Source organism: Pseudomonas sp. LB3P93 (assembly GCF_054898025.1).
In genome coordinates, this window is sequence record NZ_CM142713.1 from 5326806 (window position 1) to 5343044 (window position 16239).

A 16239-nucleotide genomic window follows, 5' to 3' on the forward strand; every position below is an offset into this window, starting at 1 on the left:
CTCAGTCCAAAGGCGGAACAGGCAACCCGCGTTTGGCGTAGAAGGCATCGACAAAGGCGGCCAATGTACCCTGTTGAATAGCCTCGCGCAAACCAGCCATAAGCACTTGATAATGACGCAAGTTATGGATGGTATTGAGCATACTCCCCAGCATTTCGCCGCACTTGTCCAGGTGATGCAGATAAGCGCGGGAGAAGTTCTGGCAGGTATAGCAATCGCAGGTCGGATCGAGCGGCGAATCATCATGGCGATGGAACGCGTTACGGATCTTCAGCACGCCTGTATCAATGAACAGATGCCCATTGCGGGCATTACGGGTTGGCATCACGCAATCGAACATGTCCACACCGCGGCGCACACCCTCAACCAGATCTTCCGGTTTGCCAACGCCCATAAGGTAACGAGGTTTGTCAGCCGGCATCTGGCCCGGCAGGTAATCCAGCACCTTGATCATCTCGTGCTTGGGCTCGCCCACCGACAGACCACCGATGGCCAGGCCATCGAAGCCGATCTTGTCGAGGCCTTCGAGGGAGCGCATGCGCAGGTCCTGGTGCATGCCGCCCTGAACGATGCCGAACAGCGCAGCGGTGTTGTCGCCATGGGCTTCTTTCGAACGCTTGGCCCAACGCAACGACAGCTCCATGGAAATGCGCGCGACGTCTTCATCAGCCGGGTACGGCGTGCATTCGTCGAAAATCATCACGATGTCCGAGCCCAGGTCACGCTGGACCTGCATCGACTCTTCCGGGCCCATGAACACTTTGGCGCCATCAACCGGAGAGGCGAAGGTCACGCCCTCCTCCTTGATCTTGCGCATCGCGCCCAGGCTGAACACCTGAAAACCGCCGGAGTCGGTCAGAATCGGGCCTTTCCACTGCATGAAATCGTGCAGGTCGCCGTGCTTCTTGATCACTTCAGTGCCAGGACGCAGCCACAAGTGGAAGGTGTTGCCCAGAATGATTTCCGCGCCGGTCGCGGTGATGTCCCGCGGCAGCATGCCCTTCACGGTGCCGTACGTGCCCACCGGCATGAAGGCCGGGGTCTCGACGGTACCGCGCGGGAAGGTCAAACGACCGCGACGAGCCTTGCCGTCAGTAGCAAGCAACTCAAACGACATACGACTTTGGCGACTCATTCTTTGTCCTCAGGGCCACGTGGTGCGGGATTACGGGTGATAAACATCGCATCACCGTAGCTGAAAAAGCGGTATTGATGCTCGACGGCGGCTTTATAAGCAGCCATGGCTTCGGGATAACCGGCGAACGCCGAAACCAGCATCAACAGCGTGGATTCGGGCAAATGAAAGTTGGTGACCAAGGCATCGACCACATGAAACGGCCGGCCCGGGTAGATAAAGATGTCTGTATCGCCACTGAACGGCTTGAGCACGCCATCGCGCGCGGCGCTTTCCAGGGAACGCACACTGGTGGTCCCCACCGCGATCACCCGACCACCGCGAGCACGGCAAGCCGCGACGGCATCGACCACGTCCTGGCCGACTTCCAGCCATTCGCTGTGCATGTGGTGATCTTCGATCTTCTCGACGCGCACCGGCTGGAACGTGCCAGCGCCGACGTGCAAGGTCACGAATGCCGTCTCGACGCCCTTGGCGGCAATCGCCTCCATCAGCGGCTGATCGAAATGCAGCCCCGCCGTCGGCGCCGCCACCGCGCCCAGGCGCTCGGCGTACACCGTCTGATATCGCTCGCGGTCCGAGCCTTCATCCGGGCGGTCTATATAAGGAGGCAACGGCATGTGCCCGACGCGGTCGAGCAGCGGCAACACCTCTTCGGCAAACCCCAGCTCGAACAGCGCATCGTGACGCGCCAGCATTTCAGCTTCGCCACCGCCATCGATCAGGATCTTCGAACCCGGCTTCGGCGACTTGCTGGACCGCACATGGGCCAGCACGCGATGACTGTCGAGCACCCGCTCCACCAGAATTTCCAGCTTGCCGCCGGAAGCCTTCTGGCCAAACAGCCGCGCCGGAATCACCCGGGTATTGTTGAACACCATCAAATCGCCGGGGCGCAAATGCTCCAGCAAATCAGTGAATTGACGGTGCGCCAGGGCGCCGCTGACCCCATCAAGGGTCAACAGGCGACTGTTGCGACGCTCGGCCAAAGGATGGCGAGCGATCAGCGAATCAGGGAGTTCGAATGTAAAGTCAGCAACGCGCATGATGGGGTTCGTCTAGCAGGGGCCGGAAGTCTAGCCGAAATAGTGAAAATTCTCTATGTACCTGATTGACCGACGGTAATCTCATCTCTATACTTCGCCGCCATTGAGCCCTGATGGCGGAATTGGTAGACGCGGCGGATTCAAAATCCGTTTTCGCAAGAAGTGGGAGTTCGAGTCTCCCTCGGGGCACCAAAATTAAGAAAGGTCTTGCTTTGGCAAGGCCTTTTTTTTCGCCTGCGATAAAGTGGCTGACAACCCGCCGACCTGTAGGAGCCGGCTTGCTGGCGATGCTTTTGATCCTCTCGCTTGTTTCGGCGGGTACGACAATTCTCAAGGATTCATCCCATGGAACTGCTGCTGGAAACTGTTGCTCTGTTCTGTCTCAAGCTTGCTTATGAGACGGAGGATTCGAGTCCGATTCTTCGGGATGATTTGATGATGAGTGATTATGAGCGGGAGGTTTTTGGGTTGTTGGTGCGGCGGGGGGATGTTGAGGGGGTTCAGCTTAAAGTAGCGCACTGCGTAGATTTGGCGCTGAACGCTATTGGCGGTGCTGATACGCCGCTAGGGCGTGAGCTGCATCGATTGTCAGCTGATTTCAGCAAGGCGCAGACAATGGAGCAGCTTGATGTTCCGCTCATCGCACTGAAGAGCTATCTGAAAGATATTCAATGAATGAGGAGCGCACGGCCAAAAAAGTGGGTCTACCCGATAGGTTGAACCCTAGCTGCCGGAAGTTCAGTCATACCTGGTCGCAAGCTTCAATTACCGAGCTACACTCCAACGACTTGGATTGCGATGGTTTACTTGTCCAGCTCCAGCTAGGACAGCATACCCCCAACGGTTGAAATACCTAATAAGGAACGCAGGATGTCTGATGAGAAAGGACGGAACTTACAAGTGCCCGGGCAAGGTGCCGAGGTGCCGACAGATAAGTCCCTAAAGCTAACGCAGAACGATGTAATCGACTTGAGCGGTCTAAGCGACAATCAGGTTTCTGAGCTACGTCTTCAGCACGCCAAAGGCTTGCTTTCGCTTCAACAGAAAGCACAGGAGATGAAGATAGACGTCGCGGCTCTAGATGCGTCGTTAAACTCTTTCAACGATCAAACTGCGAAGGCCACTCAAACTGGTACTTCAGCAACTATTCAGCACTCGCAGACCACGTCGATTGGGCGCACTGAGGTGATCATCGGGAATACCGACCGCGCTGCTGCAGGAAAATTGTCGCGCTCTGCGGCAGGTGAAAAGGATCGCACACTGATGATTATCGGCATAATCGCCGTGGCTGTGGTGCTTGTCGCGATGTTCATAGGAGGGAAGTAATGTTTCGGAGCAGCATTACAATCCGCGAACCCGACGATGCTGTAACTGAGCTGGAGCGATTCCAGATCGCTCTTAACAAATCAGGTTTGTCAGAAACGACTTCCATGTTTTTGTGGGATCAGGTCAAGATGGCACTTCAACAGTTCAAAGATCAGATGGCGCTTCGTCACATGCAAATGATTACTGCCGACAGGGTCTTCGAGGGGGACGACTACCGTGTCTCAATTGCCGTTCGCCAGGGACAAGAAAGCCTGTTCTCGAAGTTCATTCGCTTGATCAAGGGGTAAGCCATGGGTCGTTATCACCATGGTTCTCGCAGGGGCACCAAATATCGCCACAGTGCCGGCTCGGAAGCAGCCCGACGTCACATTCAGGAAGCGCAAGCGTTTTCGCAGGAGATTGGCGGAAATGATACAGATGTGAAGTCATATTTCTTCAGCTTATCGGGTACCGAATTTGAATCCATCCTTACGGAATACGGCGAGACGTACGGCCCTGAAGCGGAGAGTTATGCACGAAATACCATGTATAAATGGCGTTCGGGCGTGACGAAAATGTCGGGCATGGTCGCGAAGCGGTTGTTCGACCTACTGCCGCCCCGAATGCCCGAGAGAAAGAAATACGAACTAGCAGAAAGTGTGTGGTTGCACTTCGGCCCTTCTTCGCGCCACGCTTATACAGTTGGGCCACAAGCCGATGTTGCCGCCCTTGCGCATGTAGTAGTGGAAAAGTTGGATCAGGTCGTGCTTTCTTACGGGCTCCCCGAGAACGTCAAGGCCCGCTTCGCCTGGTTGGCTTCGGGAGACGTGGCAATTAAGGAGCAGCTCCTGAACCACTTCAGACAATTGCAGAAATCCATAGCGGCTGAGAAAGTCAATCTTGAAATCCCCGTCTTGCAAAAGCAGGTTCTTGATCACCCGGACACTACTGGATTGGTTCGCTCTCACATTGAAATTCATAAGCATGTGGTGAGCATTACGGTGGATAAGCGTCTGACAATAGAGGTCAACGAAGGTGACCCTGAACCGTTGAAGAGTACGGCGAGCGGAAGTCTGTGGTGGCTATGGGTTGTCGGTGCCGTGATCGTTTTGTTTCTTTTGTCTAGGCGGTAATACCGAGAAAAAAGGGGATACAGATTTATCTCCATTTACTCTGCTAAAAATTTCAAGCCCAAACGATTTTGAGCAAGTCACTTACTTCACGCAAGCAACACGAACCTCGCATCAAGCCTATGCAACAACTCAAACGTATTCAAAAAAGGAACGTTAAGCTCCTGACAGACATTAGGAATAATAAACTTCCGTTTAGTTTTGAGATCCAGTACTTCCTGAGTAACAACTGTAGCCCCCGTAGTCATCGCTTTCGCAATCAACCACGGATCAGCACCCGCTAAAAACTCCTCCATAGCGCCTATTCTCATTCTCGGCGCCTGATCAGCCACAAGCCCCACAACCTGCGCAAATGCCAGTTGCGTCTCCTGATCGGTGGTGGCGTGAAAAAAACCAGAATTGTCCTTCACCCAACCAGCCAGATCATCATTCCCTTTTGTCAGTTCATCCATTACAGGTTCAATGCTTGCTAGAGCGAACGATTTATTTTTCAGCAACAACCATTGCCAAAACCCAGGACAGATAATCATCCCGTAGTAACGATTTTTTGCCTCGATCAGTGTGTTAGCGTCGAGCAAATGATTCATTCCGTGATCCTGCTGGCGAAAGTCCTTAATTTGGCAGGCTGCACGCCGAGCAATTTTCCCGCCTCGCGTAGCAACATCCGGCCACTCATTGCTTCAGTCAGCACCGCCTTGCTTAGACGAGGGCTGTTTTTTGCGGTGGCATTGCGGTAGTAGTCACCCGCTCCACCTTCTTTATCCTGAAAGGCCCTGAGGATCATTCGATAGTAAGCGCTGTATTGCGCCTGGCTTAAATATCCAAGATCCAATGCGCGGCGACCGATCGCCAATTTACTGATGTGAAACCGAGCGGCCAGCGGGGCCAGGTTGTCTTCCCATTTCACGTCGGCGTTCCACAGTGCACGGAATTTGGCTTCGGGAGCCAGAAACTCACCTGCAACTGCATTGCAGAATCGTTCCTCGTCTCGACCATTCGCGGTGTTCCCGTCAGAAACTCCACTGCTACCAATCCAGATATGGGCCAGTTCGTGGAGCAAAGTGAACAACCGGGCGGTGGGGGCGTCGGAGCTGTTGACGAATACAACGGGGGCATAGGCATTACTGATGGCAAAACCCCGAAACTCGCTAACTTCAAGTTTTCGATGGGTGTTCCCTAGAGCAATGCCACTGCGCATAACCAAAATTCCAGCCGCTTCTGCAGCCTCTATCAAGGCACGGCTGTACTTGTCGTAATCCAAGCGAGCAATTTCAGCGTTTACGCCGAGAGTCCGGCGGATGTCGTCCACTACCTCGGTGACTTGAGATCGGCTATTGAAGCGAGCGACAAATGCCAACGGCTGATGCTCTTGGTTTTGCAGATACTCCAGGTACCAATCCTGCTTACGTATGGAATCCCTGACAGTGTCCAACAATTCCAGGCTGGGACGTTGGGGAGCAATCCCACCGACGGTCCGCAGATCAGGTAAAGGCAGTTGTTCGACGGGGGGCTGCTGAAGGAACAGAAAGCCGAAAGGGACGTGAGCGAGACTCGCCCACTTTTGAGCCTGAAGGAATGTTGGTTTGGTCTGGCCTGCCTCCCATTCCTCTACTCGATCAGGCTTCACTGGCAGCTTTTTAGCAACCTGCTCAGTGGAGAGGCCTGCACGTTCACGAGACCATGTGAGCAGACTGGGATTGACTAAGGCGGCTTGGCTCATAGGGTCGCAGGCAAATCAGATGGGGCCGGCCAACGTTCGAGAGCATCCTTGGCAGATGCATCCGACTGACGCTGGTTCCAGTGATCTGGCATTGCCTTTCTCCTTGGCTATTAAAAAGTCTGGTGGCAGCGACTACAGGTTAGTAGAGAAACAGAGCTACCGACGGTGGAAGCGCGCGAGTATGAGGTAAATACTCAACGATCCGAAGCGCAAATATGTAACCCGCAGACGGATGGCATTGCCAAGTTTCAATGTTCTTCATAACGTGATAGCCGGCACACGATCCGGGGAGTGAACTGCTTGCGATTCGGCATTGATGTTGGCTGGGCTGGCGCTTTCGCGAGCAGGCTAGCTCCCACAGGGGTTTTGTGGGCTGATTGGGATTTGGGATTGTCCTTGAGATTTTTCGGGGCTTTTTATTGTTTGGCTCAGGGTGGATGGCTTTTGGTTTACAGCGGGATAGATGAACGCATCTGCTCCCTGAATTGCCCACAGATCTGATGCTGTTTCTCACCTGCAATGCTTGCTATACATCCCCCATCGACAAGCCCTCAGGGCATTAGGCCGGTGAGTGAACACCCCACACCACACTCATCTAGACTTAATGGATAGTCGTAGGCAGAACCGAACACGTCGCTTTGGTGCAGTTCAATCAAAAGCGGCGTGGCAAGCTGCTCTTTATGCCCAGTAGAGGTGCGGCGAAGACCGTGCCGGGCACAACAAGATGCCCGCTCAGGGTGCCCTGGCCACCGGCCTGAAATTGCCACGATTCCGTGACGTGGTGTGAGGGCCGCAGCCGACACTTTCGGACGACCGACGACCATCTGGTTTGTCCGTGACCGTGAGGATTGCTGAATGCCTGATGAGAGTTTGCACCTGCCTGTGGTCAACACCCTGCTGGAGCGCCACAAGGGCTCTGCGGGTGCACTGTTGCCCATTCTTCATGATATTCAGGAACGCATCGGTTACATCCCCGATGCGGCCATCCCCGAGATTGCCCACGCCCTCAATCAGAGTCAGGCGGAGGTTCGCGGGGTGATCAGCTTTTACCATGACTTCCGTACCGCGCCGCCGGCCAAGCATATCCTGCGGCTGTGCCGGGCTGAGTCCTGCAAGAGCCGTGGTGCCGAAGCGCTTGCTGCGCAGTTGCGCGAACGTCTGCAACTGGATGACCACGGCAGCAGCGCCGATGGCAGCATCAGTTTGCGTCCGGTGTATTGCCTCGGTGCTTGTGCCTGCTCGCCGGCTCTGGAGCTGGATGGCCAGGTGCATGCGCGGCTCAGCGCTGAGCGGCTGGATGCCTTGCTCGACGCTTGCCGGGAGGACGCATGATGCCGACTCTTTATCTGCCCACTGATTCGCTGGCCCGCGCAGTGGGTGCCGATGAGGTCTCCACAGCGCTAATCACTCGGGCCAAGGAACGCAATCTGCCCCTGGAGTTGCAGCGCACCAGCTCGCGCGGTCTGTATTGGCTGGAACCGTTGCTGGAAGTGGACAGCCCGCAAGGCCGGATCGGCTTCGGCCCGTTGACCGCTGCCGATGTGCCGTCCGTGCTCGAAGCCTTGCAAGGCGAGCCGTCCGCGCATCCACTGGCCTTGGGCCTGGTGGAAGAATTGCCTTATCTGAAGACTCAACAGCGCCTGCTGTTTGCCCGCGCCGGTATTACCCAGCCGCTGTCGCTGGATGATTACCGGGCCCATGGCGGTTTCGAGGGTTTAACGAGGGCCGTGGCCGTTGGCGGTGAGCAAACCGCGACGGAAGTGTTCGATTCAGGTCTGCGTGGCCGTGGCGGCGCGGCCTTCCCCGCCGGGATCAAATGGCGGACGGTGCGCGCCACTCAGGCTGCGCAGAAATACATTGTGTGCAACGCCGACGAAGGCGACTCCGGCACCTTCGCCGATCGCATGTTGATGGAAGGCGACCCCTTCCTGCTGATCGAAGGCATGGCCATTGCCGGCATCACCGTCGGCGCCACTTACGGCTACATCTATGTGCGCTCGGAATATCCAGACGCTGTTGCAATCCTGCGCCAGGCGCTGGACATCGCCCGGACCGCCGGTTACCTCGGTGCCAATGTCGGCGGCAGCGGTCAGGCTTACGATATGGAAGTGCGGGTCGGTGCCGGCGCTTATATCTGCGGTGAGGAAACTGCGCTGCTGGACTCTCTCGAAGGCAAGCGTGGGATTGTCCGCGCCAAGCCGCCGATCCCTGCGTTGAAGGGGTTGTTCGGTCTGCCGACGCTGGTGCATAACGTGCTGACCCTGGCCTCGGTGCCGTTGATTCTGGCCAAGGGCGCGCAGTTCTATCGCGATTACGGCATGGGCCGTTCCCTCGGCACCATGCCCTTCCAGTTGGCGGGCAACATTCGTCATGGTGGTCTGGTGGAGCGGGCCTTCGGCTTGACCCTGCGGGAACTGGTGGAAGACTACGGCGGCGGCACCGCCAGTGGCCGGCCGCTGAAGGCTGCGCAGGTGGGCGGCCCGCTCGGCGCCTGGGTGCCTCCGTCGCAATTCGACACGCCGCTGGATTACGAAGCCTTCGCCGCCATCGGCGCGATGCTCGGTCACGGTGGTGTGGTGGTGGCGGATGACAGCCTGGACATGGCCCACATGGCGCGTTTCGCCATGCAGTTCTGCGCTGAAGAATCCTGTGGAAAATGCACGCCGTGCCGCATCGGCTCGACACGGGGCGTGGAGGTGATCGACCGCTTGCTGGCCGCGCCGGACCAGAACGATCGCGATGCGCAAGTGATCATCCTCAAAGACCTGTGCGACACGATGCAATACGGTTCGCTCTGCGCCTTGGGCGGCATGGCCCCCTTTCCGGTCACCAGCGCCCTCAAGTACTTCCCCGCCGACTTCGGTCTGCAAGCCTCGGAGGCCGAGCAATGATTACTCTCTTCGACCCGAAAACCGATATCGATCTGGGCACCCCGGCCCGCGACAGCGACGTGCAAGTCACGCTGAACATCGACGGTCGCAGCATCAGCGTGCCCGAAGGCACCTCGGTGATGCGCGCCGCCGCGCTGCTGGGCACCACCATTCCGAAGCTGTGCGCCACCGACAGCCTGGAAGCCTTCGGCTCCTGCCGCATGTGTCTGGTGGAGATCGACGGCATGCGCGGCTATCCCGCGTCCTGCACCACACCGGTCACTGAAGGCATGACCGTGCACACCCAGACGCCGAAACTCGCGACCCTGCGGCGCAACGTCATGGAGTTGTACATCTCCGATCACCCGCTGGATTGCCTGACCTGCTCGGCCAACGGCAACTGCGAGCTGCAAACCGTCGCCGGTCAGGTCGGTCTGCGGGAGGTGCGTTATGGCTATGAAGGCGAGAACCATCTGGCCGACGTGAAGGACACGTCCAACCCCTATTTCGATTACGACCCGAGCAAGTGCATCGTCTGCAACCGCTGCGTGCGCGCCTGCGAAGAAACCCAGGGCACCTTTGCGCTGACCATTACCGGGCGCGGTTTTGAATCCCGGGTTGCGGCGGCGGGTGGCGAGAATTTCCTCGACTCGGAATGCGTGTCTTGCGGCGCGTGTGTGCAAGCCTGCCCGACCGCGACGCTGATGGAAAAAAGCGTGGTCGAACTGGGTCAGCCCGAGCGCAGCGTGATCACCACCTGTGCCTATTGCGGCGTGGGCTGCTCGTTCCGCGCCGAGATGAAAGGCGACCAACTGGTGCGCATGGTTCCGGACAAAAACGGCCAAGCCAACCACGGCCATTCCTGCGTCAAAGGGCGCTTTGCCTGGGGCTACGCGACTCACCCGGATCGCATCACCAAGCCGATGATCCGTAAGCACATCAACGACCCGTGGCAGGAAGTCAGCTGGGATGAGGCGGTGACCTACGCCGCTAGCGAATTCCGTCGGTTGCAGCAAAAATATGGCCGCGATTCCATTGGGGGAATCACTTCCAGCCGCTGCACCAACGAAGAAACCTATCTGGTGCAGAAACTGGTGCGCGCCGCGTTCGGCAACAACAACGTCGACACCTGTGCGCGGGTCTGCCATTCGCCGACCGGGTATGGCTTGAAACAAACCCTGGGCGAGTCCGCCGGCACTCAGAGTTTCGACTCGGTGATGCAGGCCGACGTGATCCTGGTGATGGGCGCCAACCCCAGCGACGCCCACCCGGTGTTCGCCTCGCAACTCAAACGCCGCCTGCGCGAAGGCGCGCGGCTGATCGTCATCGATCCACGACGCATTGATCTGGTGGACTCGGTGCATGCCCGCGCAGAACTGCACCTTGCCCTGCGGCCGGGCACCAACGTCGCCATGCTCAATGCGTTGGCCCATGTGATCATTACCGAAGGCCTGCAAGACCAGGCCTTTATCGACGCCCGTTGCGAGGGCAGTGATTTCGCCCGCTGGAGCGAGTTCGTCAGCCGCGCGGAAAACTCGCCGGAAGTGCTTGGCGACATTTGCGGCGTAGACGCTGCCGACATCCGTGCCGCCGCCCGTCTGTACGCGGGCGCTGGCAATGCGGCGATCTATTACGGCCTGGGCATCACCGAGCACAGCCAGGGCAGCACCGCGGTCATGGGCATCGCCAACCTCGCCATGGCCACGGGCAACATCGGTCGCGAAGGCGTCGGCGTGAACCCGCTGCGTGGACAGAACAACGTCCAGGGCTCTTGCGACATGGGCTCCTTCCCCCACGAACTGCCCGGCTACCGGCACATCTCCAACGAGGTGGTAAGGACGCAGTTCGAACAGGCTTGGAACGTCACCTTGCAACCTGACCCGGGCCTGCGCATTCCCAATATGTTTGAGTCGGCCTTGGCCGGCACCTTCAAGGGTTTGTATTGCCAGGGCGAAGACATCGCCCAGAGCGATCCGAATACCCAGCACGTCACCGCAGCCCTGTCGGCCATGGAGTGCGTGGTGGTGCAGGACATTTTCCTCAACGAAACCGCCAGGTTCGCCCACGTGTTCCTGCCGGGCAGTTCGTTCCTGGAAAAAGACGGCACCTTCACCAACGCCGAGCGCCGAATTTCGCGGGTACGTAAAGTCATGGAACCGCTGGGCGGCAAGGCTGACTGGGAAGGCACCGTGGCGTTGGCCAACGCCTTGGGCTACCCGATGAACTACAAACATCCATCGGAAATCATGGATGAAATCGCCAGCCTGACGCCGACTTTCACCAACGTCAGCTACGCCGCACTGGACAGCCACGGCAGCCTGCAATGGCCGTGCAACGCCGCCGCGCCGGACGGCACGCCAACCATGCACATCGATGAATTCGTGCGCGGCAAGGGGCGCTTCATGCTCACCGGCTACGTGCCCACCGAGGAGAAGGTCAACAATCGCTATCCGCTGCTGCTGACCACCGGGCGCATCCTCAGCCAGTACAACGTCGGCGCCCAGACACGGCGTACCGAAAACGTCGCCTGGCACGATGAAGACCGCCTGGAAATCCACCCGACCGACGCCGAAAGCCGTGGCATCAACGAAGGTGACTGGGTCGGCATCGGCAGCCGCGCCGGCCAGACCGTACTGCGTGCGCGGGTCACCGAACGGGTCGCCCCGGGCGTGGTGTACACCACGTTCCACTTCCCTGAATCGGGGGCCAACGTCATCACCACCGACAACTCCGACTGGGCCACCAACTGTCCGGAGTACAAGGTCACCGCCGTGGAAGTCAGTCGCGTCTACCACCCTTCGGAGTGGCAAAAACGCTACCAGGAATTCAGCGACGAACAGGACCGTTTGCTCAAGGATCGCCGTCAGGCCCGTGGCGCTAAAGCGGAGGTACGCCGATGAGTACGGAGAACCTGATCAAGATGGTCAACCAGATCGCCCTGTATTTCGCCACCGAACCCGACCAGCAAGCGGCCGTGCTCGGTGTGCGTAATCATTTGCAGATGTACTGGACGCCGGGCATGCGCAAGGAATTGCTGGCGTGGCAGACGGAGCATCAGGGGGCGGATTTGCATCCTCTGGCGCGAGCGGCGGTCAGTGGGGCGGGTTGGGAGGCTTAGGTTCACACGAACTTGAGACTAGCTAAAAACCTGTGGGAGCGAGCCTGCTCGCGATGAGGCCAGTACATTCAGCATTGATGTTGACGGTACGGACGCTATCGCCGGCAAGCCGGTCTCGCTCCCACAGGGGTTGTGTGTTCAGAGCAGATGTTGAGAGATCAGCTTTGAAATTTCCACCATCGATGTCTTCCCGGTGAACTCGAACTTCACCTTCCCCAACGACGAAAAATAAATCTCCAACTCGGAATCCAGATCAAACGTCCCGGACGTTTCCACCGAATACGCCACGATGTTTTTGTACGGCAACGAGGTGAAGTCTTTCTTGCTGCCAGTGAGGCCCTGCACGTTCACCGCGATGATCCGCTTGTTGGTAAACACCACGCCATCGCGCATGGATTTGTAGGAGTCGATCACCTGTTCCCCATCCAATAACAGCGAAGTAACGCGTTCGGCGTATTCGTCGTTTTGCTTGAGTTTGAAGAAGCCTTTGTTGTTGAAATCAATCATCTGCCAATCCCTGTTTTCAAATGAACCTCTAAGCCGGATGCACGGGCAACACCACCAACGCCTCCAACCCGCCCTTCGACCGATTACGCAGCTTCAGTTCGCCGCCATGCTCCAACACAATAGCCCGCGCCGCCGATAATCCTAACCCGACTCCCCCGGTACTTTTGTTACGCGATCCTTCCAGGCGAAAGAACGGCGTGAATACCTGTTCATGACTCGACTCGGGAATCCCCGGCCCACGATCCAGTACTTTGATCCGCACTTCCCCACTATCCGGAATCAGTTCAATCGCCGGCTCACTGGCGTACTTGATCGCGTTATCGAGCAAGTTGGTCATCACCCGCTTAAGCCCCAACGGTCGCCCGAAATACACCAGCCGCAGCGGCCCGTTGAACGCAATGTCGACGCCCTGATCCCGATAATCATCCAGCAACGTTTGCAGCAACTCCGCCAGATCAAACTGGGTCGCCGGCTCAAGCCGGGCATCATCCCGGAAGAACTCCAGCGCCGAGTTGATCATCGCCTGCATTTCATCCACATCTCGAAACAGCCGCTGCTGTTGCTCGCTGTCTTCGATGAATTCACCGCGCAAGCGCATCCGCGTCAGGGGCGCGCGCAGATCGTGGGAGATCGCGGCGAGCATTTGGGTGCGGTCGCGGATGAAGTGTTGCAACTGGGCCTGCATGGCGTTGAAGGCGAGAATCGCCTGACGAATTTCCTGTGGGCCGACGGGCTCGATGGGCGGGGCGCGGAAGTCCACGCCGAAACGCCGGGCGCCGTCGGCGAAGTGTTGCAAGGGTGTGGCGAGGCGGCGGGTGGCGATCAGTGTGACCAGGGCGGTGGAGATGAGTACCAGAAAGATGACGATCAGGTAGCGTGGCGTATCGTCGAGGCCCCAATTGCGCGAGTGCGCGGCGAACATAATCCAGGAGGCGTCCGGTAACTCGATCAGCAGCGCGTAATGCGCGTCCGCCGAGTTTTCCGTCCAGTCGGCCGGCTCATAGACCAGGATTCGACCGGCGAATTTGAGCAACGGCTGCAGAACGGTCGAGCCGACTTCAGAATCCAGATCTTCCACTGTTGGCAGGTTGAGCTCGCGCCGATCAAGGTGCCAACTGACGGTGAAGCCTTCATCACTGACGGATTGTGCCAGTTGGCTGCGCAGTGGTGCCGGGGCGGCCTGGATGATGCGGGTGATGGCGGCCATTTTATCCAGCAACCCGGTTTCGGTCAGCGGCGGGCGCGCCCACACGCCGGCCAGTTGGATAAACAGTCCGTTGAGCGCCAGGGAAATGAGCATCGCCAGAATGATCGTCAAGGCGATCCAGCGCGCCACCGTGTCCCGGCGAATCCTCTTCAGCCAGCTCATCGCCGGGTCACGCTTGGGGTGAACAGGTAACCGCCATTGCGCACGGTGCGAATCATCGCCGGGCGTTTGCTGTCGGATTCGAGTTTGCGTCGCAGACGACTGACTTGCACATCGATGCTGCGATCGAACGCGTCATGGCAATGACCTCGCGCCAGGTCCAGCAACTGTTCTCGTGTGAGGATGCGCTGGGGGTGTTCGACGAAGACCAGCAGCAAGTCGAACTCGCCGGCCGAGAGCGGGATCATCACGTTGTCCGGCGAGCGCAGTTCACGGCGTGTGACGTCGAGGTGCCAGTCGGCGAAGTCGATCAGCGGCCGTGGACGCTCCTGCACTACCGGGCGGCGCTCGTCCACGCGGCGCAACACGGCGCGCACTCGGGCCAGCAGCTCACGGGCGTCGAAAGGTTTGGTCAGGTAATCATCGGCACCCAGTTCGAGTCCGACGACGCGGTCACTGAGTTCGCCCATGGCGGTCAGCATTATCACTGGCATTGTGTAGCGAATCCGCAATTGCTGACACAGGATCAATCCACTGTCCCCCGGCAACATCACGTCCAGAATGATCAGGTCCGGCGGCTGTCGCTCGATGGCCGCCCACAGCGACGCGCCGTCGGTGGCGACCTCGACGCTGTAGCCGTGCTGCACGAAGAATTTTTTCAGCAGATCGAGGACTTCAAGGTCGTCGTCCACAATTAAAAGGCTGTTCACCGAGGGTCACTTGAGGGGGCGAATGGAACCGTCATCTAAAACCATTCAGGGCAGCGCGTCATATATTTCAATCCTGCAATAAAACGTCAGCGCCGCAATAAACCAGACATCTTTGCGCAAGGCGCGGGGTTCAGCATCTCGGCGAATTCCTACCCGAGACTCGCGTCCATGTTGCCTTTCCAATGTGCTCCCTGGCTGGCCCGCAACACTTCGATCGCCGTGTTCGCCGCAGGGCTGGCCGGTTGCAGCAGCCAACCGCCCTCGCCCACCACCGTGACCTGCGCCGAAATCAGCCATTCGGTGTACGACCCGGCGGAACCGTTCAACCGCGGCATCTTCGCGTTCAATCGGGTGGTCGACGACTACGCCCTGGCGCCGGTCGCTCGCGGCTATCGCTACTTGCCGGACTTTTTCCAGACGGGTGTGCATAACTTCGTGGCGAACTTTGGCGAGCCGAAGGTCTTTATCAATGACCTGCTGCAAGGCAACCCGATGCGCTCGGTCAACACTTTGGGGCGTTTCGCACTCAACACCACGGTCGGTGTGGTGGGCTTGATCGACGTCTCCGGCATGGCCGGCATCCCGCGTCACGACGCGGACTTTGGCCAGACGTTTGGCGTGTGGGGCATTGGCAACGGTCCGATCGTCGAACTGCCATTGCTCGGCACCTCCAACAGCCGCGACGCCGCTGGCCGCGTACTCAGCTTTGTGGTTAACCCGTTCGGCAGCAACAGCGATACCGTCGATACGCTGTCCACCATCAACACAGTCGGGGGCATCGTCGATGGTCGCGCAGAAGCGTTACCGCTGACCGACAGCCTGCAAAAACTGCCGGATTATTACAGCGCCTTGCGCAACGTGGTCGCCGAGCATCGAGCCGCTTACGTGGTTGATGGCAAACAAGGCTCGCCGCAGAACACCAAACCTCAATGCACAGGAGCACCGGCCGATGGTTTCTGAAGGCAACAACCTGATTCTGCAACAACGGATGATCCGGGACGACGCAGCCAATCTGCACTGCCGGGAAATCACCCTGCGCCTGTCACCGGACTGTCGCCAACTGGTACTCAGCCGCTACGCAGAAAACTATGGTCCGGCGGTGGTGCGCTGGATAGAGCGCAGTCATACGGTGTCGGTGAGCGACTTGTTTCGCTGGCTCGTGGCCAATGGGGAAACGAGTGTCACGAGAGCGGACAGCCTTTCGCTGCCTTGATGAAGCGCCATCAATCCTTTTATGGGTGTGGGTGATGCCGAATCGATCATCGCTTGTTACAGATTCAGCAGAAAGCCATTGGCCATCAGATAAACCTGGGCGCTGGCTGCGCTATCATC

Annotated in this window: 17 protein-coding genes and 1 tRNA gene; 11 read left to right on the forward strand and 7 right to left on the reverse strand. The window is 58.3% G+C overall.

Going from position 1 to position 16239, the window contains the following annotated elements; genetic code table 11:
* Position 1: 1 nt before the first annotated feature.
* Together tgt and queA are read right to left on the reverse strand one after the other, a co-directional pair.
* On the reverse strand, positions 2-1117 hold the full coding sequence (gene tgt, locus ACYZT8_RS24225; protein WP_162130724.1) for a tRNA guanosine(34) transglycosylase Tgt: 1116 nt from the start codon (positions 1115-1117) through the stop codon (positions 2-4).
* Positions 1118-1131: 14 nt separating this feature from the next.
* Positions 1132-2181, reverse strand: a complete 1050-nt coding sequence (gene queA, locus ACYZT8_RS24230) for a tRNA preQ1(34) S-adenosylmethionine ribosyltransferase-isomerase QueA (protein ID WP_461955570.1) — start codon at positions 2179-2181, stop codon at positions 1132-1134.
* A gap of 107 nt (positions 2182-2288) precedes the next feature.
* Here queA and ACYZT8_RS24235 point away from each other — a divergent pair.
* From ACYZT8_RS24235 to ACYZT8_RS24255, 5 genes are all read left to right on the forward strand, one after another.
* Positions 2289-2373: transfer RNA gene (locus ACYZT8_RS24235), tRNA-Leu, on the forward strand.
* A gap of 153 nt (positions 2374-2526) precedes the next feature.
* The gene (locus tag ACYZT8_RS24240; protein ID WP_461976546.1) at positions 2527-2856 is read left to right on the forward strand and encodes a hypothetical protein; all 330 of its coding nucleotides are present in this window, start codon (positions 2527-2529) and stop codon (positions 2854-2856) included.
* A 195-nt stretch (positions 2857-3051) separates the two neighbouring features.
* Positions 3052-3507 (forward strand): hypothetical protein, encoded by a 456-nt coding sequence (locus ACYZT8_RS24245; RefSeq protein ID WP_461976548.1) that lies wholly within the window; start codon positions 3052-3054, stop codon positions 3505-3507.
* On the forward strand, positions 3507-3794 hold the full coding sequence (locus ACYZT8_RS24250) for a hypothetical protein (RefSeq protein ID WP_461976550.1): 288 nt from the start codon (positions 3507-3509) through the stop codon (positions 3792-3794). The genes ACYZT8_RS24245 and ACYZT8_RS24250 overlap by 1 nt, the downstream gene beginning before the upstream one ends.
* A 3-nt stretch (positions 3795-3797) precedes the next feature.
* Positions 3798-4619: a hypothetical protein gene (locus ACYZT8_RS24255; protein WP_461976552.1), complete on the forward strand. Its 822-nt coding sequence runs from the start codon at positions 3798-3800 to the stop codon at positions 4617-4619.
* An 86-nt stretch (positions 4620-4705) separates the two neighbouring features.
* Here the strand turns inward: ACYZT8_RS24255 and ACYZT8_RS24260 are convergent, their stop codons facing one another.
* Positions 4706-5203: a DUF4411 family protein gene (locus ACYZT8_RS24260; protein WP_461976554.1), complete on the reverse strand. Its 498-nt coding sequence runs from the start codon at positions 5201-5203 to the stop codon at positions 4706-4708.
* Complete coding sequence (locus ACYZT8_RS24265; RefSeq protein WP_461976556.1) at positions 5200-6336, reverse strand: ImmA/IrrE family metallo-endopeptidase; 1137 nt, start codon at positions 6334-6336, stop codon at positions 5200-5202. Before ACYZT8_RS24265 ends, ACYZT8_RS24260 begins: the two co-directional genes overlap by 4 nt.
* Before the next feature lie 855 nt (positions 6337-7191).
* Between ACYZT8_RS24265 and ACYZT8_RS24270 the strand changes: the two genes are divergently transcribed.
* The 4 genes from ACYZT8_RS24270 to ACYZT8_RS24285 are packed head-to-tail and all read left to right on the forward strand — an operon-like array spanning position 7192 to position 12324.
* Positions 7192-7668 carry a formate dehydrogenase subunit gamma gene (locus ACYZT8_RS24270; protein WP_461976558.1) on the forward strand — a complete coding sequence of 159 codons (477 nt, stop codon included), beginning with the start codon at positions 7192-7194 and terminating at the stop codon, positions 7666-7668.
* A complete protein-coding gene (locus tag ACYZT8_RS24275) occupies positions 7665-9227 on the forward strand; it encodes a formate dehydrogenase beta subunit (RefSeq protein WP_461976560.1) in 1563 nt (520 codons plus the stop codon). The genes ACYZT8_RS24270 and ACYZT8_RS24275 overlap by 4 nt, the downstream gene beginning before the upstream one ends.
* Positions 9224-12106, forward strand: coding sequence for a formate dehydrogenase subunit alpha (gene fdhF, locus ACYZT8_RS24280; RefSeq protein ID WP_461976562.1), 2883 nt, complete (start codon positions 9224-9226; stop codon positions 12104-12106). Before ACYZT8_RS24275 ends, fdhF begins: the two co-directional genes overlap by 4 nt.
* A complete protein-coding gene (locus ACYZT8_RS24285; protein WP_461976564.1) occupies positions 12103-12324 on the forward strand; it encodes a formate dehydrogenase subunit delta in 222 nt (73 codons plus the stop codon). Before fdhF ends, ACYZT8_RS24285 begins: the two co-directional genes overlap by 4 nt.
* Positions 12325-12462: 138 nt before the next feature.
* Here ACYZT8_RS24285 and ACYZT8_RS24290 read toward each other — a convergent pair whose 3' ends face one another.
* Genes ACYZT8_RS24290 through ACYZT8_RS24300 form a run of 3 tightly spaced genes read right to left on the reverse strand, consistent with a single transcriptional unit; the run spans position 12463 to position 14907 of the window.
* A complete protein-coding gene (locus ACYZT8_RS24290) occupies positions 12463-12831 on the reverse strand; it encodes a PH domain-containing protein (protein WP_461976566.1) in 369 nt (122 codons plus the stop codon).
* 28 nt (positions 12832-12859) lie between these two features.
* Entirely contained in the window at positions 12860-14200 is a 1341-nt protein-coding gene (locus ACYZT8_RS24295) for a sensor histidine kinase (protein ID WP_461976568.1), read from the reverse strand.
* Positions 14197-14907, reverse strand: coding sequence for a response regulator (locus tag ACYZT8_RS24300; RefSeq protein WP_461976570.1), 711 nt, complete (start codon positions 14905-14907; stop codon positions 14197-14199). Before ACYZT8_RS24300 ends, ACYZT8_RS24295 begins: the two co-directional genes overlap by 4 nt.
* 168 nt (positions 14908-15075) lie before the next feature.
* Between ACYZT8_RS24300 and ACYZT8_RS24305 the strand changes: the two genes are divergently transcribed.
* A complete protein-coding gene (locus tag ACYZT8_RS24305) occupies positions 15076-15867 on the forward strand; it encodes an MlaA family lipoprotein (protein ID WP_461976572.1) in 792 nt (263 codons plus the stop codon).
* Positions 15857-16120, forward strand: coding sequence for a hypothetical protein (locus ACYZT8_RS24310; RefSeq protein ID WP_461976574.1), 264 nt, complete (start codon positions 15857-15859; stop codon positions 16118-16120). The genes ACYZT8_RS24305 and ACYZT8_RS24310 overlap by 11 nt, the downstream gene beginning before the upstream one ends.
* Positions 16121-16239 lie beyond the last annotated feature (119 nt).